Origin of the sequence: Plantactinospora sp. BC1 (assembly GCF_003030345.1) — a bacterium.
Classification (GTDB): domain Bacteria; phylum Actinomycetota; class Actinomycetes; order Mycobacteriales; family Micromonosporaceae; genus Plantactinospora.
The window spans coordinates 7452635-7478101 of record NZ_CP028158.1 but is presented as its reverse complement, the minus strand read 5'-3'; the positions used below and the strand labels follow the sequence as shown (position 1 = coordinate 7478101).

19 protein-coding genes are annotated in these 25467 nt (G+C 72.9%); 10 read left to right on the top strand and 9 right to left on the bottom strand.

Annotated elements, in window-relative coordinates; translation table 11 throughout:
* Positions 1 to 50 precede the first annotated feature (50 nt).
* The 7 genes from C6361_RS32820 to C6361_RS32790 all read left to right on the top strand — a co-directional run bounded on the left by C6361_RS32820 (position 51) and on the right by C6361_RS32790 (position 10165).
* Positions 51 to 2237 (top strand): molybdopterin oxidoreductase family protein, encoded by a 2187-nt coding sequence (locus tag C6361_RS32820; protein WP_107270105.1) that lies wholly within the window; start codon positions 51 to 53, stop codon positions 2235 to 2237.
* Positions 2234 to 3721, top strand: coding sequence for an FAD-dependent oxidoreductase (locus C6361_RS32815; protein WP_107270104.1), 1488 nt, complete (start codon positions 2234 to 2236; stop codon positions 3719 to 3721). Before C6361_RS32820 ends, C6361_RS32815 begins: the two co-directional genes overlap by 4 nt.
* Entirely contained in the window at positions 3718 to 6285 is a 2568-nt protein-coding gene (gene nirB / locus C6361_RS32810; protein WP_107270103.1) for a nitrite reductase large subunit NirB, read from the top strand. Before C6361_RS32815 ends, nirB begins: the two co-directional genes overlap by 4 nt.
* Positions 6286 to 6350: 65 nt before the next feature.
* Positions 6351 to 6695: a nitrite reductase small subunit NirD gene (nirD, locus tag C6361_RS32805; protein ID WP_107271325.1), complete on the top strand. Its 345-nt coding sequence runs from the start codon at positions 6351 to 6353 to the stop codon at positions 6693 to 6695.
* Positions 6695 to 7783: a uroporphyrinogen-III synthase gene (locus C6361_RS32800; RefSeq protein ID WP_107270102.1), complete on the top strand. Its 1089-nt coding sequence runs from the start codon at positions 6695 to 6697 to the stop codon at positions 7781 to 7783. Before nirD ends, C6361_RS32800 begins: the two co-directional genes overlap by 1 nt.
* A 416-nt stretch (positions 7784 to 8199) precedes the next feature.
* On the top strand, positions 8200 to 9219 hold the full coding sequence (locus tag C6361_RS32795; protein ID WP_159079594.1) for an ABC transporter substrate-binding protein: 1020 nt from the start codon (positions 8200 to 8202) through the stop codon (positions 9217 to 9219).
* Positions 9220 to 9388: 169 nt separating this feature from the next.
* On the top strand, positions 9389 to 10165 hold the full coding sequence (locus C6361_RS32790; RefSeq protein WP_107271324.1) for an ABC transporter permease: 777 nt from the start codon (positions 9389 to 9391) through the stop codon (positions 10163 to 10165).
* A 75-nt stretch (positions 10166 to 10240) separates the two neighbouring features.
* Here C6361_RS32790 and C6361_RS32785 read toward each other — a convergent pair whose 3' ends face one another.
* The 5 genes from C6361_RS32785 to C6361_RS32765 all read right to left on the bottom strand — a co-directional run bounded on the left by C6361_RS32785 (position 10241) and on the right by C6361_RS32765 (position 15645).
* A complete protein-coding gene (locus C6361_RS32785) occupies positions 10241 to 10960 on the bottom strand; it encodes an SDR family NAD(P)-dependent oxidoreductase (RefSeq protein ID WP_107260833.1) in 720 nt (239 codons plus the stop codon).
* Positions 10961 to 11033: 73 nt separating this feature from the next.
* Entirely contained in the window at positions 11034 to 11687 is a 654-nt protein-coding gene (locus tag C6361_RS32780) for an ATP/GTP-binding protein (protein WP_369930847.1), read from the bottom strand.
* The gene (locus tag C6361_RS32775; protein ID WP_107260835.1) at positions 11668 to 12036 is read right to left on the bottom strand and encodes a DUF742 domain-containing protein; all 369 of its coding nucleotides are present in this window, start codon (positions 12034 to 12036) and stop codon (positions 11668 to 11670) included. The genes C6361_RS32780 and C6361_RS32775 overlap by 20 nt, the downstream gene beginning before the upstream one ends.
* 64 nt (positions 12037 to 12100) lie before the next feature.
* A complete protein-coding gene (locus C6361_RS32770) occupies positions 12101 to 12511 on the bottom strand; it encodes a roadblock/LC7 domain-containing protein (protein WP_101368105.1) in 411 nt (136 codons plus the stop codon).
* Complete coding sequence (locus C6361_RS32765; RefSeq protein WP_107270100.1) at positions 12508 to 15645, bottom strand: sensor histidine kinase; 3138 nt, start codon at positions 15643 to 15645, stop codon at positions 12508 to 12510. The genes C6361_RS32770 and C6361_RS32765 overlap by 4 nt, the downstream gene beginning before the upstream one ends.
* Before the next feature lie 454 nt (positions 15646 to 16099).
* On the opposite strand from C6361_RS32765, the gene C6361_RS32760 reads away from it, so the two are divergent.
* From C6361_RS32760 to C6361_RS32750, 3 genes are all read left to right on the top strand, one after another.
* Positions 16100 to 17293, top strand: coding sequence for an ABC transporter substrate-binding protein (locus C6361_RS32760; protein WP_107260839.1), 1194 nt, complete (start codon positions 16100 to 16102; stop codon positions 17291 to 17293).
* Between the two features lie 109 nt (positions 17294 to 17402).
* On the top strand, positions 17403 to 18212 hold the full coding sequence (locus C6361_RS32755) for an ABC transporter ATP-binding protein (RefSeq protein WP_107260841.1): 810 nt from the start codon (positions 17403 to 17405) through the stop codon (positions 18210 to 18212).
* 103 nt (positions 18213 to 18315) lie between these two features.
* Positions 18316 to 21339: an MFS transporter gene (locus tag C6361_RS32750; RefSeq protein WP_107270099.1), complete on the top strand. Its 3024-nt coding sequence runs from the start codon at positions 18316 to 18318 to the stop codon at positions 21337 to 21339.
* Between the two features lie 205 nt (positions 21340 to 21544).
* Here C6361_RS32750 and thiC read toward each other — a convergent pair whose 3' ends face one another.
* From thiC to C6361_RS32730, 4 genes are read right to left on the bottom strand one after another with little or no spacing between them, the layout of a single operon-like run.
* Complete coding sequence (gene thiC, locus C6361_RS32745) at positions 21545 to 23137, bottom strand: phosphomethylpyrimidine synthase ThiC (RefSeq protein WP_107270098.1); 1593 nt, start codon at positions 23135 to 23137, stop codon at positions 21545 to 21547.
* Positions 23134 to 24036, bottom strand: coding sequence for a bifunctional hydroxymethylpyrimidine kinase/phosphomethylpyrimidine kinase (gene thiD / locus C6361_RS32740; protein ID WP_107270097.1), 903 nt, complete (start codon positions 24034 to 24036; stop codon positions 23134 to 23136). Before thiD ends, thiC begins: the two co-directional genes overlap by 4 nt.
* Positions 24033 to 24668: a thiamine phosphate synthase gene (locus tag C6361_RS32735; RefSeq protein ID WP_107270096.1), complete on the bottom strand. Its 636-nt coding sequence runs from the start codon at positions 24666 to 24668 to the stop codon at positions 24033 to 24035. Before C6361_RS32735 ends, thiD begins: the two co-directional genes overlap by 4 nt.
* The gene (locus tag C6361_RS32730) at positions 24665 to 25462 is read right to left on the bottom strand and encodes a thiazole synthase (RefSeq protein ID WP_107260851.1); all 798 of its coding nucleotides are present in this window, start codon (positions 25460 to 25462) and stop codon (positions 24665 to 24667) included. The genes C6361_RS32735 and C6361_RS32730 overlap by 4 nt, the downstream gene beginning before the upstream one ends.
* Between the last annotated feature and the right edge of the window lie 5 nt (positions 25463 to 25467).

The window sequence follows — 25467 nt, the reverse complement described above, 5'->3', positions numbered from 1 at the left end:
GAAACAAGAGGGACCCGGCCGCGAAACCGGGCGCCGGCACGCTTCCGGACATGACAGACGGTGCCCGCACTGCGACGCATTCGGAGGATGTGTCCCAGGACGTCGTCACGCACTGCCCATACTGCGCACTCCAGTGCGGGATGACGCTGCGCCGTACCGCCGAGCGGGTGGAGGTGCTGCCCCGGCAGTTCCCCACGAACCGGGGCGGACTCTGCCAGAAGGGCTGGACCGCCGCCGAGCTGCTCGACCACCCCGACCGGCTGACCACCCCGCTGCTGCGGGACCGCCCCGGCGGGGAGCTGCGCCCGGCGAGCTGGCCGGAGGCGCTGGACCGGGTGGCGGACGGCATCCGCCGGATCCAGTCCGGGTACGGCCGGGACGCGGTCGCGGTCTTCGGCGGCGGTGGACTGACCAACGAGAAGGCGTACGCGCTCGGCAAGTTCGCCCGGGTCGCGCTCGGCACCCGCAACATCGACTACAACGGACGCTTCTGCATGTCCTCGGCCGCCGCCGCCGGGATGCGGGCCTTCGGGATCGACCGAGGGCTGCCGTTCCCACTGGCCGACCTCGGCACCGCCGACACCCTGCTGCTGGTCGGCGCGAACGTCGCCGAGACGATGCCGCCGCTGGTCCGCTATCTGGTCGAGCAGCGGCAGCGCGGCGGCACCCTGATCGTGGTCGACCCCCGGGCCACCGCCACCGCCCGGCAGGCCACCCTGCACCTGCAACCCACCCCCGGCACCGACCTGGCGGTGGCGAACGCCCTGCTGCACATCGCGCTCGCCGAGGGCCTGGTCGACAAGGACTACGTGGCCGCCCGTACCAGCGGATTCGACCAGGTGCGGCGGGTGACCGCCGGCTACTGGCCGGCCCGGGCGGAGCGGCTCTCCGGGGTGCCGGTGGCCGACCTGGAGGCGGCGGCCCGGGCGCTCGGCACCGCCGACCGGGCGATCATCCTCACCGCGCGCGGCGCCGAGCAGCACGCCAAGGGCGTGGACACGGTGACCGCCTTCATCAACCTGGCCCTCGCGCTCGGCCTGCCCGGGCGGCCCGGCTCCGGGTACGGCTGCCTCACCGGCCAGGGCAACGGCCAGGGTGGCCGGGAGCACGGGCAGAAGGCCGACCAGCTCCCCGGCTACCGCCGGATCGACGACCCGGCCGCCCGGGCACACGTCGCCGGGGTATGGGGGGTGGATCCCGACGTGTTGCCCGGCCCGGGCGTGTCGGCGTACGAGCTGCTCACCGCCCTCGGCACCGACGGCGGCCCGAGGGGACTGCTGGTGTTCGGCTCCAACCCGGTCGTCTCGGCACCCCGGGCGGGCCGGGTCACCAGCCGGCTGCGCGACCTCGACCTGCTGGTGGTGGCCGACTTCGTCCGCTCCGAGACGGCCGAGATCGCCGACGTGGTGCTGCCGACCGCCCAGTGGGCCGAGGAGGACGGCACGATGACCAACCTGGAGGGCCGGGTGTTGCGCCGCCGCGCGCTCCGCCCGCCACCGCCCGGGGTACGCACCGACCTGGCGCTGCTGGCCGAACTCGCCGACCGGCTCGACCACGTGGACGGGGCGACCGGTCGGGGGACCGGTCGGGGCGGGTCCCGTTTTCCGGCCTCGCCGGAGCTGGTCTTCGCGGAGCTGCGCCGCGCCTCGGCCGGCGGTGCCGCCGACTACGCCGGGATCACCTGGGAGCGGATCGACGCCGAGGAGGGCGTCTTCTGGCCCTGCCCGGCCGAGGACGGGCCCGGCACGCCGAGGATGTTCGCCGACGGGTTCCCCACCCCGGACGGGCGGGCCCGGTTCCTGCCGGTCGAGCACCGCCCGGTCGCCGAGGACGTCTGCCCGGACTATCCGGTCTATCTCACCACCGGGCGGGTGCTGACGCAGTACCAGTCCGGTGCGCAGACCCGGCGGGTCGAGGCGCTGCGCCGGGCCGCCCCGCACGCCTTCGTGGAGCTGCATCCCGACCTGGCGGCCCGGCTGGGGATCGACGACGGCGACGAGGTGCGGGTGACCAGCCGCCGGGGCGAGATGCGGGCGCCGGCCCGGCTCACCCCGACCATCCGGCCGGACACCGTCTTCGCGCCGTTCCACTGGGCGGGTGCGGGTCGGGTCAACTCGGTGACCAGCGACGCGCTCGACCCGGTTTCCAGGATGCCCGAGTTCAAGGTATGCGCGGTCAGGGTCGAGAAGGTCCGGGCCGAGACGGCGACACCGCGCGCTGGCGAGGGGACGGCATGACGACAGAGGAGACGGTGGACGGGTCACGCAACCGCGTCGTGATCGTCGGACACGGCATGGCCGGCGCGCGGTTGGCGGCCGAGCTGTCCGCCCGGCTCGGCGACGCGAAGATCACGGTACTCGGCGCCGAGCTGCACCGGGCGTACAACCGGATCATGCTGTCCAGCCTGCTGGCCGGCAAGGTCGACGAGTCCGGTGTGGAGCTGGCCGAGGCGGCCGGGCACGGCATCGACGTACGCCCCGGGGTCGAGGTCACCGCCGTCGACCGGGCGAGCCGCACGGTGACGACCGGCCAGGGCGACCTGATCGGGTACGACCACCTGGTGCTCGCCACCGGCGGACGTGCCCTGGTGCCGCCGCTGGCCGGGCTGGACCGGGAGCGGCTGCCGGACCGGGTGGCGGTGTTCCGCACCCTGGACGACTGCCGGCGGATCCTGGCCGCCGCCGCCGGAGCGCGCCGGGCCCTGGTGCTCGGCGGTGGACTGCTCGGGCTGGAGGCGGCCCGGGGGCTCGCCGCCCGGGGACTCGACGTGCACGTGGTACACCCGGTCGGGCACCTGATGGAGCGGCAGCTCGATCCGGCGGCCGGCGCGGTGCTGGCCCGTACCCTGGCCGCGCTCGGCGTCACCACCCACCTGGAGGTGGCGGCCAGCGCCGTGCACACCCGGCCCGACGGGCTGACCCTGACCCTGACCGACGGACGTCTGCTCGACGCCGACCTGCTGGTCCTCTCCTGCGGGGTACGCCCCGACGTGGAGCTGGCCCGCGCCGCCGGGCTCACCGTGGACCGGGGGGTGGTGGTCGACGACCGGCTGCGCACCAGCGACCCGCACATCTCGGCGATCGGCGACTGCGCCCAGCACGCCGGCGTGGTCACCGGCCTGGTCGCACCCGCCTGGGAGCAGGCCCGGGTGCTGGCCCAGGTGCTCGCCGGGCAGGATCCGCGGGCACGCTACCGGCCGCAGCCGCCGGTCACCCGGCTCAAGGCCGCCGGGATCGACCTCGCCGCGATGGGCGACGCGGCCGCCGGCCCGGCCCCGGACGTCGAGGAACTCAGCTTCTCCGACCCGGTCCGGGGCACCTACGCCCGGCTGCGGATCGTCGGCGAACGGCTCACCGGGGCGATCATGCTCGGTGACAACCCGGCGGTCGGCACGGTGATCCAGCTCTTCGACCGGGGTACGCCGGTGCCGGTCGACCGCCGCACCCTGCTGCTCGGCCGCAGCCGGGACAGCGCGAGCGCGACCCCGGTCGAGTCACCGGCGCTGATGCCGGACGCGGCCACGGTCTGCCAGTGCAACACGGTGCGCAAGGGCGCGCTGGTGCGCTGCTGGCGGGCCGGGGCGAGATCCCTGGACGACGTGGTCGCCGCGACCCGGGCCACCACCGGCTGCGGCAGTTGCCGGGACGCCGTCGAGGGGATCCTCGGCTGGCTCTCCTCGATCGACACTCCCGACCCGGTGGAAGCAGAGGTGGCGGCATGACCGAGCGGCGGCGACTCGTGGTGGTCGGCAACGGCATGGTGGGGCAGCGCTTCGTCGAGGCGCTGCGCTCCCGGGACACCGGGGGCCGCTGGCAGGTCACCGTGCTGGCCGAGGAGGGCCGGCCGGCGTACGACCGGGTGCGGCTCTCGGCCTTCTTCGACGGGGTGGACGCGGACGAGCTGAGCCTGCACCGGCCCGACGACGGGGTCGACCTGCGGCTGGGCGAGCCGGTGATGGAGATCGACCGGACCGGCCGGCGGGTGGTCACCGGCGGCGGGGAATACTCCTACGACGCACTGGTGCTGGCGACCGGGTCGTACCCGTTCGTGCCGCCGATCGACGGCGCGTACGCGGCGCTGGGCCCGGACGCGCCCGGTCCGACTCCGTCGCTGCGGCCCGGGGTCTTCGTCTACCGCACCCTGGACGACCTGGCCGCGATCCGGGACTTCGCCAAGGGCCGGCGCAGCGGTGCGGTGATCGGCGGCGGGCTGCTCGGCCTGGAGGCGGCGAACGCGCTGCGGCTGCTCGGCCTGGCCACCTCGGTGGTGGAGTTCGCCCCCCGGCTGATGCCGGTGCAGATCGACGAGGCCGGCGGCGCGATGCTGCGCCGCTACGTCGAGGAGCTGGGTGTGGTGCCCCGGCTCGGGGTGGCCACCACCGCGATCCGGTCCCGCCCGGACGGCGAACTCGCCGGGCTGACCCTCTCGGACGGCAGTTGGCTCCCCACCGACCTGGTGGTGGTGGCCGCCGGCATCCGGCCCCGCGACGAGCTGGCCCGCTCCGCCGGCCTGGAGCTGGGCGAGCGCGGCGGGATCCGGGTCGACCAGAGCTGTCGCAGCGCCGACGAGCGGATCTGGGCGATCGGCGAGTGTGCCGCCGTCGAGGGGACCTGTTACGGCCTGGTCGCCCCCGGCTACGCGATGGCGGAGGTGGTGGCCGACCGGCTGGTCGGCGGTACGGCGACCTTCCCGGGCGCGGACCTCTCCACCAAGCTGAAGCTGCTCGGGGTGGACGTCGCCTCGTTCGGTGACGCACACGGCCGGACGCCGGGCTGCCTGGACGTCACCTTCACCGATCCGGCCACCCGGGTCTACGCCAAGCTGGTCCTCTCCGACGACGCGAAGACCCTGCTCGGCGGGGTGCTGGTCGGTGACGTGACGGCGTACCCGACGTTGCGGGCCAGCGTCGGCGGCGCGCTGCCCGGCCCGCCGCTGGCGCTGCTCGCCCCGGCCGGCGACGGCACCGGTACCGGGGCCGGGATCGCGGCGCTGCCCGGCTCGGCCCAGGTCTGCTCCTGCAACGCGGTGACCAAGGACCAGCTCGTCGGCGCGATCGCCGAGGGCTGCACCGACGTACCGGGGCTGAAGGCGTGCACCCGGGCCGGTACGAGCTGCGGCTCCTGCGTACCGATGCTGAAGCAGTTGCTGGCGGTCTCCGGGGTGAGCCTGAGCAGGGCGCTCTGCGAGCACTTCGACCACAGCCGGCAGGAGCTTTTCGAGATCATCCGGGTACGCGGGATCCGCACCTTCTCCCGGCTGGTCGCCGAGCACGGCCGAGGCCGGGGCTGCGACATCTGCAAGCCGGCGGTCGCCTCGATCCTCGCCTCGCTCGGCAACGGCTACGTGCTCGACGGCGAGCAGGCGTCGTTGCAGGACACCAACGACCACTTCCTGGCGAACATCCAGCGGGACGGCACCTACTCGGTGGTGCCGAGGATCCCGGGTGGCGAGATCACCCCGGAGAAGCTGATCGTGATCGGCGAGGTGGCCCGGGACTTCCAGCTCTACACGAAGATCACCGGTGGGCAGCGGATCGACCTCTTCGGTGCCCGGGTCGAGCAGCTGCCGCAGATCTGGCGCCGGCTGGTCGACGCCGGGTTCGAGTCCGGGCACGCGTACGGCAAGGCGCTGCGTACGGTCAAGTCCTGCGTCGGCTCCACCTGGTGCCGGTACGGGGTGCAGGACTCGGTCGGGCTGGCGATCGCCCTGGAGCTGCGCTACCGGGGACTGCGCGCCCCACACAAGATCAAGTCAGCGGTCTCCGGCTGCGCCCGGGAGTGCGCCGAGGCCCGCAGCAAGGACTTCGGGATCATCGCCACCGAGGGCGGCTGGAACCTCTACCTCGGCGGCAACGGCGGCTTCCGGCCCCGGCACGCCGAACTCTTCGGCCAGGACCTCTCCACCGAGGACCTGGTCCGGTACGTCGACCGGTTCCTGATGTTCTACATCCGCACCGCCGACCGGCTACAGCGGACGGCCGCCTGGATCGAGGCGATGGAGGGCGGCCTGGAACACCTGCGGGCGGTCATCGTCGACGACTCGCTCGGGCTCTGCGCCGAACTCGACGCCGCGATGGCCCGGCACGTCGGGGCGTACTCCGACGAGTGGCGCGACACGCTGGCGGACCCCGACCGGCTGCGCCGGTTCACCTCCTTCGTCAACGCACCCGACGTGCCGGACCCGTCGATCACGTTCGAGGTGGAACGGGGACAGCCCGTTCCGGCCCTGGGAGACCGCCGACCGGTGACGCTCGGCCTCCCGACGACCATGGGGGTACCGAGTTGACTCTGGAGACCACGATCGGCGACGGACCGGCGGTCGACGAGGGGTTGGGCGAGCTCGCCGGGGAGGTGCGCTGGACGGTCGTCTGCCCGTACCCCCGGCTGGAGCCGGAGCGCGGGGTGGCCGCACTCGTCGACGGCGACCAGGTGGCGGTCTTCCGCACCCACGACGGCCGGCTCTTCGCGATCGGCCAGCGCGACCCGATCGCCGGCGCGTACGTGATGGCCCGGGGCATCGTCGGCAGCCGTGGCGAGATCCCGACGGTCGCCTCCCCGCTGCACAAACAGGTGTACGACCTGCGCACCGGAGACTGCCTCGACGTGCCCGGGGTGGCGGTGCCGACCTACCGGGTGCGGTGCCGGGACGGGCTGGTCGAGGTGGCACCTCGGCACCGGCCGGCCGGGGGCGCCTGATGGCCGGCGAACTCTCCGGCTTCACCGTCGGGGTCACCGCCGACCGGCGCCGCGACGAACTCACCGCCATGCTGGAGCGGCGCGGCGCCCGGGTGGTGCTCGCCCCGGCGCTGCGGATCGTGCCGCTGGCCGACGACACCGAACTGCGGGCGGCGACCCGGGCCTGCCTGGACAACCCGCCCGACGTGCTGATGGCGAACACCGGGATCGGGATGCGCGGCTGGCTGGAGGCGGCCGAGGGGTGGGGGCTGGCCGAGCCGCTGCGCTCGGTGCTGGGCCGGGCCTACATCGTCAGCCGGGGGCCGAAGGCCCGGGGCGCGATCCGGGCCGCCGGGCTGCACGACGAGTGGTCGCCCGCCTCGGAGAGCTGCGACGAGGTGATCGAGCACCTGCGGCAGCGTGGCGTACGCGGCCAGTTGATCGCGATGCAGCTGCACGGCGAGCGGCAGCCGGAGTGCACGGCGGCGCTGGAGGCGGCCGGGGCGAGCGTGATCGAGGTGCCGGTCTACCGCTGGGCGGCACCGACCGACCCGGCCCCGCTGCACCGGCTGGTCGACCTGATCGCCGGCCGGCTGGTGGACGCGGTCACCTTCACCTCCGCACCGGCGGTCACCGCACTGCTCCGGGCCGCCGGGTCGAGTACCGACGCGGTGCTGGAGGCGATGCGCTCGGACGTACTGGCCGCCTGCGTCGGGCCGGTCACCGCCGCGCCGCTGCGCCGGTACGGGGTACCGGTGGTGGCGCCGAGCCGGGCCCGCCTCGGCGCGCTGGTCCGGACCATCGTCGACGAGCTGCCGCAGCGGGCGATCAGCGTCAAGGTCGCCGGCCACCTGCTGACCCTGCGCGGGCACGCGGCCATCCTGGACGGTGAGCTGCGCCCGCTGGCCCCGGCCCCGATGGCGGTACTCCGGGCCCTGGCGACTACCCCCGGCCGGGTGATGTCCCGGGCCGCCCTGCTGCGCACCCTGCCGAGGGGCGCCGACGAGCACGCCGTCGAGATGGCGGTGGCCCGGTTGCGGGCCGGACTGCGCACCCCGGGGGTCGTGCAGACCGTGGTCAAACGCGGCTACCGGCTGCCGGTCGACTGAGGCCGGTCCCGACCAGAGGAAGCTTCACCAGGGGCGACGGCCCGCGAGCCGCCGCCTCACGCTTGGGTATCGGCTCGGTTTGATCCCTTGACTGGCGGACAGGCGGTTGGCAGGGTAAGGCCGCAACGTCCCGGAAGCGCCCGTAAACTGCCCTCCGGGACTGTGCACAGGGGACGGGTGGAGGCGCCCGATCGCCCTGACAGAGAATATTTCGGGTCGCGTCACACCCTGCTCGCGAACGCGTCAGGAGGACTGCCGGAGACATCGGGCAAGGCATTACGATCATGGCGGGCACCGGCCATAGAGAGCCGCCGGCAATCATCTGCACCCGTGGCGCCATCAGCGGGACGCGGCCGATCCTGAACCGGGCGACCGATCCACATCCTCAATGGATTCTCCTCAAAGGACAGGTAGGAATGACGAGGCGTATACGCGTGCTGGCCGCTGCGGCGCTGGCCACGGCCATGCTGGTCACCGCCGGCTGCTCCGGTTCGGACGACTCCGACGGCGGCGACGCCGGCGGCAAGGCTCCGGACAAGGTGACGTACCTCACCGGGTTCGGCACCGGCGGCCACGACGCATTCGCGTGGGTGGCGAAGGACAAGGGCTTCTTCTCCGAGGCCGGGCTCGACGTCACCATTCAGCAGGGCGCCCCGGCCACCAACAACCAGGGCCTGCTCTCCGGCAAGGCGCAGTTCACCTACAGCGACGTGACCCAGCTGATGATCCAGACCGGCAAGGCGCAGGTCACCGAGATGCGGGTGATCGCGGCGGTGCACCAGAGCACGCTGGTCGCGATCTTCGCGCCGCCCGGCTCCGGCGTGACCAAGCCGAAGGACCTGGAGGGCAAGCGGGTCGGCGTCGCCGCCGGCTCGATCACCCGGACCCTGCTGCCGGCGTACGGCAAGCTCGCCGGCTTCGACGCCAGCAGGCTCCAGTTCGTCGAGGCCACCCCGCAGTCCCTGGTCGGCCTGCTGGTGGGCAAGAGGGTCGACGTGCTGAGCACCTTCGTCATCACCAAGAACACGGTGGAGACGGTGACCAAGCAGACGATGACGGTCATGCCGCTCACCGACTACCTGCGGGACCTGCTCGGCACCGGCCTCACCACCACCGCCAAGTACGCCCAGGAGAACCCGGACATCGTCAAGCGCTTCAAGGACGCGGCGATGAAGGGCCTCAAGTACACGGTGGAGAACCCCGAAGAGGCCGCCAAGATCATGAAGGCCAACAACCCGAACGTGAACGAGCAGGGCGCGGCGGCGGAGATCAAGCTGATGACGCCGTACGTCACCTCGGCACCGGGTAACACGATCGGCGCGCTCGACGAGCAGCGTGCCGCCCGGGCCATCGCGATCCTCCAGGGCGCCGAGCTGATCCCGGCCGGCCTCACCCCGGACAAGGTCATCGACTTCTCCATCGCGCCCAAGGCCTGACCGACGGCGTGACACCTCGGGGACGGCGAGTGGACAGCCACTCGCCGTCCCCTTTTCGACGCAGAGGAGCGAACATGTTGCGCGTCCGTACCCCTCCGGACAGCGATGCCCACGACCCGCGGTGCCGGCCGGCAGGCCCCTGCGCCGGCCGCAGACCGGGGTGGTTCCGGTGACCGGCCGGCAAAACCTCTCCCCCGGCGCCCGGGTCGCGCTGCCGATCACCGGCACCGTCCTCGCGATCGCCCTGTGGTGGCTGGTGACCGTCGTCTTCGACGTCCGGACCCTCTTCCTGCCGTCGCCGCCGGAGGTCGTCGACGCCTTCCGCCGGCAGCCCGCCTATCTGTTCGAAGCGGCCTGGGCGACCCTCTGGGGAACCCTCGTCGGCTTCGGTCTCGCGGCGGTCGGCGGGATCGTCGCGGCGCTGCTGCTGACCAGCTCGCGCCTGATCGAGCAGGCCACCCTGCCGATGATCGTGGCATTCAACGCGGTGCCGAAGGTCTCGCTCATACCGCTGCTGATCCTCTGGATCGGCTACGACGCGCGGACGAAGCTCACCCTGGTCGTCCTGATCGCGTTCTTCCCCGTCATGATCGCCACCATGGCGGGCCTGACCTCCACCCCGACCGACCTCTACGAGCTGACCAGGTCGCTCTCCGCGTCCCGACTGAAGACCTACCTGAAGGTACGGCTGCCCTGGGCGCTGCCCCAGCTCTTCGTGGGGCTGAAACTCGGCATCACGCTCTCGCTGATCGGCGCCGTGGTGGCCGAGTTGCAGACCCTGAACCAGGGGCTCGGGGCGATCATCTACAACACCCAGCAGTCCTTCGACACCCCGCTGGCGTTCGCCGCGATCACCCTGACCGGGGTGATCGGGATCAGCGTCTTCTACGCGGTCGTCGTGGCCGAACGGCTCGCGGTGCCGTGGGCCCGGAAGATCTCCGCCTGAGCCGGCCCGTCCCGCGCCGAACCGATCGGGCGGATCACCGCTGCGGCCACGGCCGGCGGTGATCCGCCCACCGGGTCAGATCAGTCCGGAACCGCCGTTGATATTGAGGTTGACCCCGTTGACGGCCGGGTTCTCCAGCAGGAACACGGCGGCGTCGGTGACGTCCGCCATGGTGGTCAGCCGGCCCGTCGGGGTACGCGCCCGGTAGGTCTCGTGCACCTCGGCCGGCTGCTTGGCCCAGAACGGGCTGTCGCCGACGATGCCCGGGTGCAGGGCGTTGACCCGGACCGGCCGCAGCTCGGCGGCGAGCACGTTGACCAGCCCCACCACCCCGGCGTTGACCGTGGAGACCGTCGCCGAACCCGGGAACGGCCGGTCCTTGGAACCGCCGCCGAAGAGCAGGATCGAACCGGTCGGGGAGAGCCGGGACGCGAGGGTGTGCGCCACCTCGGTGTAGCCGACCAGCTTGACCGTTACCAGGCTGACGGCGCGGTCGATCTGGTAGTCCGCGACCTTGTTGACGTCCCGGACGAAGGCGGAGAGGACAAGGTGTTTGATCTCGCCGATCCCGGCGAGCGCGGCGGCGATGGACTCGGGCCTGGCGAGGTCGACGGCGAGACCCGTCGTCCGGCCACCGATCTCGGCGGCGACCGCCTCGGTCCGGGCCGCGTCGCGGCCGGTGACGACGACCTCAAGGCCCCGCTTCGCGTAGTGCTCGGCCACGTCCCGGCCGAGGCCGGAGGTACCCCCGATGACGACTACGGAGCCGCCATCGGGGCCATCGTGCTGTGGCATGTCTGTCCCTCTCGTTGTGCAGGATTGAACCGCGGAGCCTCCCCGGGCCCGGCAAGCCTGCGTATCGCGAGGGTCAGCCGACCGGGGTGGGTTGGCCCCGGCCGTGCTCCGCACGCAACGTCTCCATCGCGTGCTGTACCACGTTCACCAGCACGTGCTTGACCGACTCGCGGTGTCGGGCGTCGCACATCACCAGCGGCACGTGCGGGGCGATCGCGAGCGCCTCGCGTACCTCCTCCGCCTCGTACTGCGGTGCGCCGTCGAAGCAGTTCAACGCCACGACGTACGGCAGGTGCCGGTTCTCGAAGTAGTCCAGCGGCGCGAACGCGTCGGTGATCCGCCGGGTGTCGACCAGCACCGCCGCGCCGACGGCACCACGGATGATCTCGTCCCACATGAACCAGAACCGGGTCTGTCCGGGCGTGCCGAACAGATAGAGGATCAGGTCCTGGGCCATGGTGATCCGGCCGAAGTCCATGGCGACCGTGGTGGTCTCCTTGCCCGGCACCTTGGAGGGGTCGTCGATGCCGACCCCGGCCGCGGTCATCACCGCCTCGGTGGTCAGCGGGGTGATCTCCGAGACCGCGCCCACGAGCGTCGTCTTGCCGACCCCGAACCCGCCGGCAATAACGATCTTCGCGGAGGTGATCCCGCCACCACCACCGCCGCCGCCACCGCCACCACCGCCGCGACGCGGCCTGGCCGAGTCATAGCCTGCGAAGTCCACTTAGCACCCTCTCAAGCAGTTCCATCCGCTCCTCGTACGCCTCCGACGGTGGAGCGGCATTGTGCAGCGTCAGCAGGCTGTCCGCCACCATGTCGGCGACCAGCACCCGGGCGACACCCAACGGCAGCCGGGTGTACGCGGCGATCTCCGCCAGTGACTGCGCCCGGCCCTCGCAGATCGTGGCGATGCGGTGCTTGTCATGGCCGGCGAACCGGGACTCCACGACCGCGGCCGGGCTCGCCACGAGCACCGCCTCGAGCGCGATGTCCTGGCGAGGTTCGGTACGGCCGCGGGTGACCGCGTACGGTCGGACGAGCGCGCCACGCGGGTCATCGCGTCGTCCCTCCATACCGTGGTCACCTCCTCAGAGTCGAGTCGCGGTTTCACCGTTGCCATCCTTCGTGTGCGCCGGATTACGGACGCGAAACGGCCTCGCGCGGCAACGGCACCAGCGCCGCACCGACCCGTTCCACCAGCAGCGCCATCTCGTAGCCGACCTGGCCCACGTCGCAGCTCCGGGCGGCGAGCACCGCCATCGAGGAACCGTCGCTGATGGACATCAGGAACAGGTAGCCACTGTCCATCTCGATCACCGTCTGGAGCACCCCGCCGGCGCTGAACATCCGGGAGGCGCCGTCGGTCAGGCTGACCACGCCGGAGGTGATCGCCGCGAGCTGGTCGGCCCGGTCCGGCGGCAGGTCCCGGGACGAGGCGAGGAGCAGGCCGTCCGCCGAGACCGCGACGACGTGTGCGATGCCGGCGACGCTGTCGGCGAAGTTACTGAGCAGCCAACCCATGTCCTGCATCGCTGCTGGCCTGTTCATCCGCTCGTCTCCTTGGTTGAGATCATGCCGTTCTGCTCGGAACCGGCCGTCCGCCCGCGCTGTACGCCACGGTGGTAGGCCGACAACAGACCGCGCACCTCGTCCGGGGTACGCCTGGTCCGCTCGCGCCCGGTCTTGGGCTCGACGCCACCGGGCACGAGTTGCGCCTGGGGTACCCGCTTCGGCAGGCCGGACCGGGTCGTGCCAGCGGCGGCCGGCTCCGCCGCCCGGCTGGCCCGGGCCCAGCCCTCGTCGGCCGCGGTCCGCCAGGATCCCTCGGGCCCGGCCTGTCCGGCCGGCGCGGGCGCGGTCGGCGCCGGAGGTGCCGCGGCCGGCGCGGGCGCGGGGACCGGTGGCGGTGCGGCCGCCGGTGGCGGCGTCGGTGGTGCGTAGGGGGCCGGTGGCGGTGCCGAACGCCCGGGAGTGCGGGGGGTCAGCGGGGTACGGCCCGGGGTCGCCGAGTTCGGCGACGGCGGAGCACTCGGTGCCGGTGGCGACTGGTAGCCGCCCGGCGGCACGGTGAAGATCGCGGTCGAGTCCGAGCCGTGGGAACGGAACCAGACCGCCTCCATCTCGCGGAAGATCGGCGCCTCGCCGGTGTCCTCCACCCGGGGCGCGACCGCGGAGGCGGCGTTCACCGGGGTACCCGCGACCGGGCCGGAGGGCAGGCCGGACGGTGCCGCCCCGGCGGGCGTCATGGCGTGCGTCGCGGCCGGGCCGGCACCCATGCCGCCGCGCTGCGGCAGCGAGGACGCGACCGTCGGGTACTGCACGGTCGGCGAGGTGACCCCGGTCGAACCGGCCAGACCCGTGTGCGCGGGCGGTGCCGTCGACGCCGGGTTCTGGTAGGTCGGCGTCATGCCCTGCTGGTACGTCGGCGCGGGCATCGCCGGCAACTGGCTCGCCGTCAACTGGCTGTTGACCGGCGCACCGGTGCTGGCCGGCATCGCTCCGGCCGGGTCACCCCCGGTCTGCCACTGGTTGCCCGCCGCGCTGCGCCACTGCTCGGTCAGGGTGCCGGCGGTACGCGACGCGCCGACCGGAGAGAGCGTCTCCTGCCAGGCGGCGCCGGTCGACGGCCGGCCGGTGGCCGGTCCCTGCTCGACGGCGAGCGGCTGCCGCTGCCGGCCGAGGACCTGGTCGCGACCGCGCGGGTTCGGCAGCACCACCGTGCTGGCCGGCAGGGTGACCTGGGCGACCGTGCCGCCCTCGACGTTGCGGCGCAGGTCGACCCGGATGTCGTGCCGGTGCGCCAGCCGGCCCACCACCGCGAGGCCCATCAGCCGGAAGGCCGCCACGTCGACCGCCGGCGGTTCGGCCAGCCGGCGGTTGAGGGCGTCCATCTGCTCCTCGCTGAGGCCGAGTCCCCGGTCCTCCACCTGGATCAACACGTAGTCGCGGATCCGGCGGGCGTCGGCGACCACCGTGGTGTGCGGCGGCGAGAAGCGGGTCGCGTTGTCGAGCAGCTCGGCGACCAGCCGGACCACGTCGTTGACCGCGTGCGCGGCGACCGAGATGTCCGGATCGACGGTGCCGAACTCGATCCGGTTGTAGAGCTCCACCTCGGACTGCGCGGCCCGCAGCGCGTCGATCAGCAACGCGTCCTCGCGGCGGGGCGCCGTCGAGTCGGCGCCGGCCAGCACGAGCAGGTTCTCGTCGTTGCGGCGCATCCGGGTGGCCAGGTGGTCGAGCTCGAAGAGCTGCGCCAGCCGCTTCGGGTCCTCCTCACCCCGCTCGATCGCGTCGAGTTCACCGATCATCCGGTCGACCAGGGTCTGGCTTCGGCGGGCCAGGCTGAGGAACATCGCCGAGACGCTGGTCCGCAGGGCGGCCTGCTCGGCCGCGATCCGGACCGCTTCCTTGTGTACGACGTTGAAGGCCAGCGCGACCTGGCCCACCTCGTCCTTGTTGTTGAGCCGGATCGGGTCCCGGACCTGCCGGACGATCTCGTCGACGCCGCCGTCGCCGATGGTGCCGACGTCCCGGAGCCGGCGGACCGCCTCGGGCAGGTCGTGGTTGGCCACCGAGAGCGCACCCTCGCGGAGCCGGCGCAGCGACTGGTTGAGCGACCGGGCCAGCACCACGGCGAGGGCGAGCGCGACGATCAGCGTGAGAAGCACGATCACCGACTCGATGATCGCCTGCTGGACGACCTCGGAGCGGGCCGACTCGGCTTGGTCCAGCAGGTCGGATTCGAGCAGCGTCTCCGCCCAGCGCATCAGGTCGTTGATCGAGCCGATCGCGATCGCCGCCGAGCTGGCGCTGATCGGTGCCCGCTGCCCGACCGACCGGGTCAGGTCCCGGGCCACCTTGTCGGCGAGGATCACCGCGTCGCCGGTGACGGCGCCGTTGACCACCGCCTCCTGCCGGGCGTTGGCGGAGGCGCCGAAGGCCAGCAGCGCCTCCTGCTGGCTGGTCAGGGTGGCGATGAAGGCCGAGAACTGCTCCTGGTCCAGCACCTGGGTGTTGGCGAGGGCGCTGTAGACCACCGCCTCCTCCTCGGCCACCGCCTCCTTCGCCTGGGCGAGCGCGGAGAGGGTACGCAGGCTGTCGCCGACCGCGCTCTCCCCGGAGATCTGGCCGAGCGCCTCGCCGTACGCCACGAGTTCACCGATGATCATGCCGTACCGCAGGGTGGCCTCGCCGGGTGGCATCTGCGGGCGCTCCAGCACCTCCTGCCGGGTGCCGTTGAGCGTCGCCAGCCGGTCGTCGATGACCCGCAGCCGGTCCTCCACCGAGGCCGGGACGTCGCTGACCTGGGCCCGCCGGTCGTTGTACGCGGCGATCCGGGCATCGGTGCGCTGCACGTACGCGTCGTACGCCTCGGTCGTGGTCTCCTTCGACTCGGCCAGCAGCCGCGCGGCGGCGATCCGCTCCTTGTGCACGTCCTGGGTGAGCGCCGAGATGTCGGCGGAGAGTTCGGTCAGCGACCGGAGCACGCCGGCCTGGTAGGCGCCCTGTCCGATGTCGACCAGTCGGATCGTGGCGAGCGCGAGGACCGCGGCGACCGGGACGACGAGCAGGAGTGCGAGCTTGGACCGGATCCGGGTGTCCCGTAGCCGGGGAAGCCAGCGGCGCGGTGCAGCGCCCCCCCGCAGACCTTTTGCGGGCAGGGTCGTAGGTCCGGTGCTCACGACATCGCCTCCGTCGTTTCATTACGTGACCCGTCGACCGATGCCTGCTGCAGCGGATCGAGCCGCACGCGGCACGGCCGCGATTTCATCAGAAGAAGGCCGCTTTGGGAAGCGACGGGAGGGCAGCAAAGGTCCATCATGGGACGTCGGCTACCCTCGGCGCCGGGAGATCGATGAATCGGCAAGTCTCTGATCAGCACATATATCTCTAGAGTGGTCACTTGTATCTGGAAAGTTATCCCGCACCCGTACCCCCTCTTATCACTATGTGAGACCCGTCATCCCGAAACCGGCCGGGCATCCACCGCTTGACCCAGGCGTCCGGCATTGGCAAGGTTTTGCGGGTTTGAAGGCTTCGCGTGAACCGTACGGCAGATCGCTGCCATCCATTGTGGACGACTGGATCGGCGGCCGGGCAAGCACCCCGCCCGCGCCGGATACCTGGAGGACTGAGTTGAGGCCCATCCGCTCCGCGATACCCGCGCTGCTCGCGTCGGCCATCCTGGCAACCTCGCTGACCGGCTGCCAGTTCGGCGCGCCGGAGAAGGAGTCCGGGGAGATCGTGATCGGCGCCGACCTGGAACTGTCCGGCGCGGCCCCACAGGTCGGCAAGGCCTACCAGCGGGCACTGGAACTCAAGGTCGAACAACTGAACGAGTCCGGTGCGCTGGACGGTCGTCGGGTTCGCCTGGAGGTCCGGGACAACAAGTTCGACCCCAGCATCTCGGCAACCAATATCGGCGATTTCACCGCCAACCCGGCGATCAGCGGCATCATCATGGGCAGTTGTAACGACTGCGCCATCGGTGCGGCGAAGACGGTGAAGAGCAAGCAGGTTCCGACGATCGCGCTCGCCCCCGCCGGTGAAGTCGCCGCACCCGGACCGGACCGGGAATACATGTTCAAACTCGGCCCGAACGCCCGCGACAACGTCGCCGCGATCGCCGCCGAACTCCGGGTCCGCGGCGTCGAATCGGTGGCCCTGCTGCACACCGCCGACAAGTACGGCGAGGAGGGCGCGCGGACGCTGGCGAGCGAACTCGTCGGCGTCGAGGAGGACGCCACCGACATCCCGATCCTGGCGAAGCGGACGGTGAAGGTGACCGACACCGACGTCAGCCAACCGGTCGCCGCACTGGTGGCGGAAGAGCCGGACGCGATCATCGTGTGGACCCCGGCCGACCAGGCCAACCTGGCGATCGGGCGCCTCGCCTCCGAGGGCTTCAAGGGCCACATCTTCCTCGACGCGGTGGCCGCCGGCGACCTCTTCATCGGCAACAGCGGCGGCGCGGCGGAGAGGACCACGATGGTCTTCACCCAGACCATGGTGATCGACGACGTGATCGCGACCACCCCGGCCAAGGCGGCGAGCAAGCAGTGGTTCCGGGACTACACCGCCCGGTTCGGCGGCTACTACGGGTACTCCTCGTTCGCGGCCGACGCGCTGCAACTGATCGTGGACGCGGCGGTACGGGCCGGCGGCGGCGAGGAGCCGGACCGGGCACGCATCCGCAGCCTGCTGGAGACCGCCGAGACCGACGGCCTCTCCGGCCCGATCCGGATGACGCCGGAGAACCACTCGGGGCTGATGCCCCAGGCGTTGAGCCTGCTGGTGGCCCGTGGTGGCCGCTGGCGGCTGGCCGGCTGAGCCGGCGATCGACGACGCGGCCCGGCGGCGCGGAACGAGTCCTCGCCGCCGGAAGGCGTCCGGGATAGCCTGTCGACACTGTCGACCTGTCGAATGGGGTGGCAAAGCGATGATCCGACTCTCCGGAGTATCCCGGACCTTCGGTGGTCGGTCCGGTTCCGTCGAGGCGCTGCGGCGGATCGACCTCGACGTCGCCGAGGGCGAGTTCCTCGCCGTGGTGGGCCGCTCCGGCTGCGGCAAGTCCACCCTGCTGCGCCTGGTCGCCGGTCTGCTGCCGGTGACCGAGGGCGAGATCCGGGTGGCGGACGAGGTCGTCACCCGGCCACGGCGCGACATCGCCATGGTCTTCCAGCGCCCGGCGCTGCTGCCCTGGCGGTCGGTCCTCGACAACGTCATGCTGCCCACCGAGATCTTCGGCTGGAGCAAGGCCGCGCACCGCGACCGGGCCCGCGAACTGCTGTCGATGGTCGGGCTCAGCGAGTTCGAGAAGCGGCTTCCGCACGAACTCTCCGGCGGCATGCAGCAGCGGGTGTCGCTGTGCCGGGCCCTGATCCAGCAGCCGAAGGTGCTGCTGATGGACGAGCCGTTCTCCGCGCTGGACGCGCTGACCCGGGAGGAACTCTCGGTCGAACTCCAGCGGATTCACATGGAGCACTCGGCGACGATCGTCTTCGTCACCCACTCGATCGACGAGGCGGTGCTGCTCGCCGACCGGGTCGTCGTACTCAGTCCGCGCCCCGGGCAGATCCGCAAGGTGCTCGACATCAACATCCCGCGTCCCCGCTCCCTGGGCCGCAACGCGCACTTCGAGGACGTCGCCCGGGCCAGCGCGGAACTGCACGAACTCCTGATCGACCACCCCGAGAGCGGCCCCGGCCTGGCCCTGAGCGGCAGCGGCCAGGCGGACCAGCAGCGCTGACCCGACGGTCAGCACGATCGGCAGCCGGTCGGGCGCCCCTGCCGGTGCCCGACGTCCGGCCCAGGGTGGCGGGCCGGCCGGACGAGTGCGTAACGTGCCCGGCATGGCCTACCGGACCTGGGGCAGAGTGCTGCTCGCCGCACTCCTCGTCGGGATCGTCAGCGGCGCCGGCCAGCTGGGGATCGCGTACGGCCTCGGCCTCGTCCGCTTCAACCGCGGTTTCGACGGCGCCACGGTGAACCACTGGCCCGCCCAGCTCGGCTGGGTCGGCTGGTTCGCCATGGTGGCGGCCGTGCTCGGCGCGATGCTGGCGGACCGGCTCGCCCGCAGGTACACCCTACCCAGCACGCTCGGCAACCGAGCCGTCATCTCCGCGCTCGCCGCCCTCGGCGCACTCGCGGTGGCCCCGCTCTCCATGCAGCCCGCCCGGGCGGCGCAGGTCGCCTCGGCAGACCCGGTCAGCCTGACCGGGGTGGCCGCGTTGATCGGTGCCGGGGTCGGGTTCGTCGCCGCCCTGGCCGCGCTCAGCCAGCGTCCGGTGGTCTGGAACATCGGGGCGGTGACCGGGGCGATCTGGTTCCTCGCCGTACTCTCCGTACTCCCCTCGCTCGGCCCCACCGACCCGCTGCCCGCCGTCCGGCTCGGCGGCGTCGACCCGAGCTGGCTCAGCGCCGGTACCAGCCAGCGGCTGGCGGTGGTCACCATGCCGGCGCTGGCCCTGGTCGCGGGCGCCCTCACCGGTGCCCTGGCCCGGCGGCGCGAGCTGCCGACGCCGGTGGTCGCCAGCTGCGGGGTGGCGGGCCCGGCGATGCTCGCCCTGGCGTACCTCGTCGCCGGCCCGGGTGACTCGGCCGACGCCTACCAGGCGGCACCGTACTGGGGCGCACTGATCGCCGTCGGTGCCGGTGCGCTGGGTTCGGTGCTTGCGGCGTGGGCCCGCTGGCCGCTGACCACGACCACCCCGGCGCTGGCCACGGGCGCCCCGGAGCAGGCCGGCACAGCCGACCCGACCGCAACCGACCCGACCGCAGCCCACCCGACCGCAGCCGACCCGACCGCAGCCGCGACGCTCGGCGGCACCGCCGGCACGGCGGCGACCGCAGAGCGTGGCAGCGGCGGAACGCCAGGTGAGAGCGGCACCGCCAGGACGCCGGACGGGAGCGGCAGCGGCCGGACGTCCGGTGCCGATGGCGTCGACGACGCACCCACCGAGACCATCCCGACGGTGACCTCGCCGAGCGGCGGCGGTACCTCGGCCGCCCCGACCTGGCGGCTGGGCGTCCCGCGCGACGAACCCCCGGCCGGTGCCGGCGGCAGCGCCAGCGACCCGAGTACCGGACCGACACCGGCCCGCACCTGGACACCTGGTACGGCGGCGGCCGGCGGGCGACCGGCCAGCGAGCCGACGAGGCCCTCGGCTGAGCAGCCGCCGAGTCCCGGAAGCTGGTCGTTCGACATCGGCAGGGGCGTACCGTCCCCGCGTACCTCCACGGAGGATTCGACCCCCACCGACCGGTTCGGGTCACCGGTGCCGACCGTGCCCGAAAGCGGTCAGCGAAGCGGCCCGGAATCGGCCGGTCCGGCCGGCGGCGGACCTGGCGCGGCTGCGACGGATGCCGGGTTCTCGGGCGGTTGGGCCGGTGCCCGCCGACTTCGCACCGAGGACTTCTGGCCGACCACGACGCCGCCGGTCGCGCCGTCGACGCCGGTGGGGGGCACGGGACCGTCGACACCAACTGCGGCAACGCCCTCGACAACGCCCTCGACAACGCCCTCGACAACGCCGGAGCCACCGGCCACTGCGACGCCACCGGCGGTGACGTCCACACCACCGTCCGCGCCACCGCCGCCGTCCGCGCCACCGCCGCCGTCCGCGCCACCGCCGCCGTCCGCGCCACCGCCGCCGTCCGCGCCACCGCCGCCGTCCGCGACACCGTCCCGTAGCGACGACGTCTGGGACGCCTTCACGCCGGTCAGCCGTCCCCGCCCCGACCGTGTCGAACCGACGGCCGAATCGACGAAGACCGGACCGGTGTCCGAAGCGACGACCGGACCGGCAACCGAATCGACGACCAGACGGGCGACCGAATCGACGACCGGACCGGCGATCGGATCGGCGCACCGGACGGGCGAGGGTGGTGCGGCCCCCACCCCCGGTCCGGCTCCTACCTCCGACCCCGCCACCTCCGACCCCGCCACCTCCGGGACCGTCGCCTCCGGCACTGTCGCCTCCGGCACCGGCCGGGGCGACCTCGGCAGCGGGTCGAACGACGTCGGCCGGGTCGGCGACGACCGGTCGTACCCGAGCGGAACGGGATCGGGCAGTATCCCCGCGCAGTGGGGCGGGATCGGGGCGACACCGGGTCGGGCTCCGGTCGGGTCGGGTGGGACGGGAGCCGGATCGGCCGAGACGGGACGGAACCGAACGGAGCCGAGCGGAGCAGACCCCACCCGTACCGAACGGATCCCGCCCATCCCGGTGGTCGCCGGGGATGGCCCGGGCCAGGTCGGGGATACGCCGGACCAGCTCGGGGTTACCTCGGGCCGGGCCGCCGCCCCGGATCGCGGCACGCCCCCGGCCGGACCCGCACCTGGTCGCGGCATGTCCCCGGCCGAACCCGCCCCTGGTCGCAGTGCGCCCTCGGCCGAACTCGGCCCGCATCGAGGCACGCCGCCGGCCGAACTCGGGCCGGATCGTGGCACGCCGCCGGCCGGACCCAGGCCGGATCGTGGCACGCCGCCGGCCGGACCCGGGCCGGAGACCACCGCCGAGGTCGAGTCCGGGTCGGGCACCGGAGACGCGCAGCGGCCGGCGGGGCGGCTCCGTCGCGGCCTGTTCCGGCGCAACCGGGGTGGTACCGACGCCGCCGAGCAGACCGGCACCGTCGAGACCGGCAAGGGCGACTCGAAGCAGGACAAGGGAGAGTCGAAGCCGGGCAGGGGCGAGTCGAAGCAGCGGGAGGCGAAGGGCCGCAACCGTACGGAGGAACCGGTGCCTGCCCGCGACGAGGAGTACGTCGACTGGGTGAGCGGGCTCAGCGAGCCCGACCCGGCGGCGGACGACCTCGGGCTGGACCGGAGCGTACGCCGTTCGCTGCGCTCGACCGGCCGGCACCACGCCGACTGACCGCTGCCCCCATCCGAGCGGGCGCGGCGCCGGCTCGACCTGGACACCAGAGGCGTATCCACCGCCGGATAACGCCTCTGGCGTCCAGGTGAACGAACTCCGCCGCTCCGGCCACCGACCGCTCAGAACCCACCGGCGGCGCGCGGGAGCCGATGAGCCCACGGCAGTGCGTCGGGAGCCGGACGGGCGCACCGCCGCCAGGGGTTCAGGCCAGTGGCAGGTACACCTTGCCGCCCGAGGCCAGGAACTCGGTCGACTTCTCCTGCATGCCCTGTGCCGCGTACTCCTTCAGCTCCTGGGTGATTTTCATGGAGCAGAACTTCGGGCCGCACATGGAGCAGAAGTGTGCCGTCTTGGCGGGCGTCGCCGGCAGGGTGGCGTCGTGGTACGCCCGGGCGGTCTCCGGGTCCAGCGACAGGTTGAACTGGTCCTCCCAGCGGAACTCGAACCGCGCCTTCGACAGCGCGTCGTCCCAGGCCTGCGCCCCGGGGTGCCCCTTGGCCAGGTCGGCGGCGTGCGCCGCGATCTTGTACGCGATCACCCCCGCCTTGACGTCGTCCCGGTCCGGCAGCCCAAGGTGCTCCTTGGGGGTGACGTAGCAGAGCATGGCGGTACCGAACATGCCGATCATCGCGGCGCCGATCGCCGAGGTGATGTGGTCGTACGCCGGGGCGATGTCCGTGGTCAGCGGCCCGAGGGTGTAGAACGGTGCCTCGTGGCACAGCTCCTGCTGGAGGTCCACGTTCTCCTTGATCTTGTGCATCGGCACGTGGCCCGGCCCCTCGATCATCACCTGTACGCCGTGCTCCCAGGCCACCGAGGTCAGCTCCCCGAGGGTACGCAGCTCGGCGAACTGCGCCTCGTCGTTCGCGTCCGCGATCGATCCGGGCCGCAGCCCGTCGCCGAGCGAGAACGTGACGTCGTAGCGGGCGAGGATCTCGCAGAGTTCGGCGAAGTTGGTGTAGAGGAAGTTCTCCTCGTGGTGCGCCAGGCACCAGGCCGCCATGATCGAGCCGCCCCGGGAGACGATCCCGGTGACCCGGTTGACCGCCAGCGGCACGTAGCCGAGGCGTACCCCGGAGTGCACCGTCATGTAGTCGACGCCCTGCTCGGCCTGCTCGATCACGGTCTCCCGGAAGACCTCCCAGGAGAGCTTCACCGGGTCACCGCCGACCTTCTCCAGGGCCTGGTAGATCGGAACGGTCCCGATCGGCACCGGGGAGTTGCGGATGATGGCTTCCCGGGTCTCGTGGATCCGCTTGCCGGTGGAGAGGTCCATCACGGTGTCCGCACCCCACCGGGTGGCCCAGGTCAGCTTCTCCACCTCCTCGGCGATCGACGAGGTGACCGCCGAGGTGCCGATGTTGGCGTTGACCTTCACCAGGAACCGCTTGCCGATGATCGCCGGCTCGCACTCGGGGTGGTTGACGTTCAGCGGCAGTACCGCCCGGCCGGCCGCGATCTCGTCCCGGACCACCTCGGCCGGCATCCCCTCCCGGACCGCCACGAACTCCATCTCCGGGGTGACGATCCCGGCCCGGGCGTAGCCGAGTTGGGTGGGTCGGGCGCCGTCCCGGCCGGCCAGCGGGGTGCCGGCACCGCGTACCGGTGCCACGTCGCCGCGTTCCGCGATCCACGCCCCGCGCAGCGGAGGCAGCCCCTCGGCGGGGTCCGAGCCGGGACCGGACGTGTCGTAGAGCCGTACCGGTGGTTCGTCGCCGGCCAGTTCGACCTCCGCGAACGGCACCCGGACGTCCGGACGCGCCCCCGTCACGTACACCTTGCGACGAGCGTTCATGACAACCTCCCTGTGCTGGATGAGCCGGATCCGCTGGATGAACCGGACCCGCTGGACGGGCCGGACCCGACGCCCGCCGCCGTACCGGAGGTGCCGAAGTGGTCCAGCGGCCCGTGACCGCGCCCCAACGACCAGTTCCGGGCACCGAGCAGCGCGCGGGTGACGTACTCCTTGGCGAAGGCCACCGCCTCCGGCACCTGGTCGCCGAGGGTCAGTCGGGCGGCGATCGCGGCCGAGAACGAGCAGCCGGTGCCGTGGGTGTTCCGGGTCGGCACCCACGGCCCGCGCAACAGCCGCACCTCGGCGCCGGTCCAGAGCGCGTCGACGGCGCCGCCGAACGCCTCGCCGCCGCCGGTCGCGAGCCCCGAGTCGTCGCTGTCGCCGCCGGTCACCACGACGTATCGGGGGCCGCCCGCGGCGAGCTGCCGGGCCGCCTGCGCCATCTCGTCGGGACCGGAGACGGTACGGCCGAGGATCGCCGCCGCCTCCGCCCGGTTCGGCGTCGCCACCAGGGCGTACGGCAGCAGCCGCTCGATCGCCCCGACCACGCCGAGCCGGGCTCCGCTGGTCGAGACGAGCACCGGGTCGACCACCAGGTTCGGCAGCAGGCCGGCCCGGGCGGCTCCGGCCACCGCGGCCGCGATCTCGGCGTCGCCGAGCATCCCGGTCTTCACCGCCAGCGGCGGCAGGTCCTCGGTCAACGCGTCGAGTTGGGCGCTCACCATCTCGGCGGAGACCGGGAAGACCGCCCGTACCTCGTGGGTGTTCTGCGCGGTGACCGCGGTGAGCACCGACGTGCCGTAGACCCCGAGCGCGGCGAAGACCTTCAGGTCGGCCTGGATTCCCGCGCCCGCCCCGGAGTCGGAGCCGGCCACGGTCAGCACCACCGGCGGGGTCACCGCGAACGCTCCGCTGCCGGAGCGGCCGGTACCGGCACACCGGCCCGGGCCTGGACGGCCGCGCAGAGGTCGCGGACCAGCCGGGCCGGGTCGGCCGAGCGCATCACCGCACCCATCACCGCCGCACCGGCCGCACCCGCCGCCAGGCAGGCGTCGACCTGTTCGGGTGTGCCGATGCCGCCGAGCGCGACCACCGGTACCGGGCTGCGGGTGACCAGCCCGGCCAGGCCGGCGGGGCCGAGCGGCGGGCCGTATCCGGGCTTGGACGGGCTCGGATAGACCGGCGAGAGCGTCACGTAGTCCTCCGTGCAGAGTCGCCCCAGCTCGGCGAGGTCGTGGCAGGAGCGGCCGACCAGCGGCAGCGCCGGTGCCGGATAGGGGCCGGCGGCCGGCAGGTGCACCGCGTCGCCGTCGAGCGGGTCCGGCCCGGCGACCAGCAGGGTGCCGCGCACCGGGGCGAGGATCGCGCGCAGCCGCCGGGCCAGGTCGAGCCGCTCGGGTCGGGGCAGGTCCCGCTCCCGCAGCAGTACCCATCGGACCCCGCCGTCGACCGCGGCCCGGACCACCTCGTCGAGCGGCCGGTTCGCCTGCCACCGGTCGGTGACCAGCACGATTCCCCGGGGCCCGGTCACAGCTCGGGCCGCCCCTCGTCCGGGGTGGAGGCCAGCGCGTGGAAGCGTCGGGGGATCCGTCCCGCCCCGGCGGCCAGCCGGCCCGCCTCGATGGCGAACCGCATGGCGGTGGCCATCCGTACCGGGTCGGCCGCCCGGGTGACGGCGCTGGCCAGCATCACCGCGTCGCAGCCGAGTTCCATCGCCAGCGCCGCGTCCGAGGCGGTGCCGACGCCCGCGTCCAGGATCACCGGTACGTCCACGTTCTGCCGCAGCAGCCGCAGGTTGTGCGGGTTGTTGATGCCCAGCCCGGAACCGATCGGCGCGCCCGCCGGCATCACCGCAGCACAGCCGAGATCCTGCATCCGGCGGGCCAGCACCGGGTCGTCGGTGACGTACGGCAGCACCGTGAACCCGTCGGCGACCAGCCGCTCGGCGGCGCTGACCAGCTCGACCGCGTCCGGCAGCAGGGTCCGCTCGTCGCCGATCACCTCCAGCTTGATCCACGACGTCTCGAACGCCTCCCGGGCGAGCTGCGCCACGGTGATCGCCTCGGCGGCGGTACGGCAGCCGGCGGTGTTCGGCAGCAGCCGTACGCCGCACCGGCCGAGTACCTCCAGCACTCCGCCGCCCATGGTGGCGTTGCTGTCGATCCGGCGCAGCGAGACGGTGACCAGTTCACTGCCGCTGGCCCGGATCGTCTGCTCAAGCACGTACGGGCTGGTCGCCCCGCCGGTGCCGAGGATCAGCCGGGAGTCGAACTTCTCACCGGCGAGCACGAATCCGGGTTCGGGGTCGGGTGCTCCGATCGACATCGCGC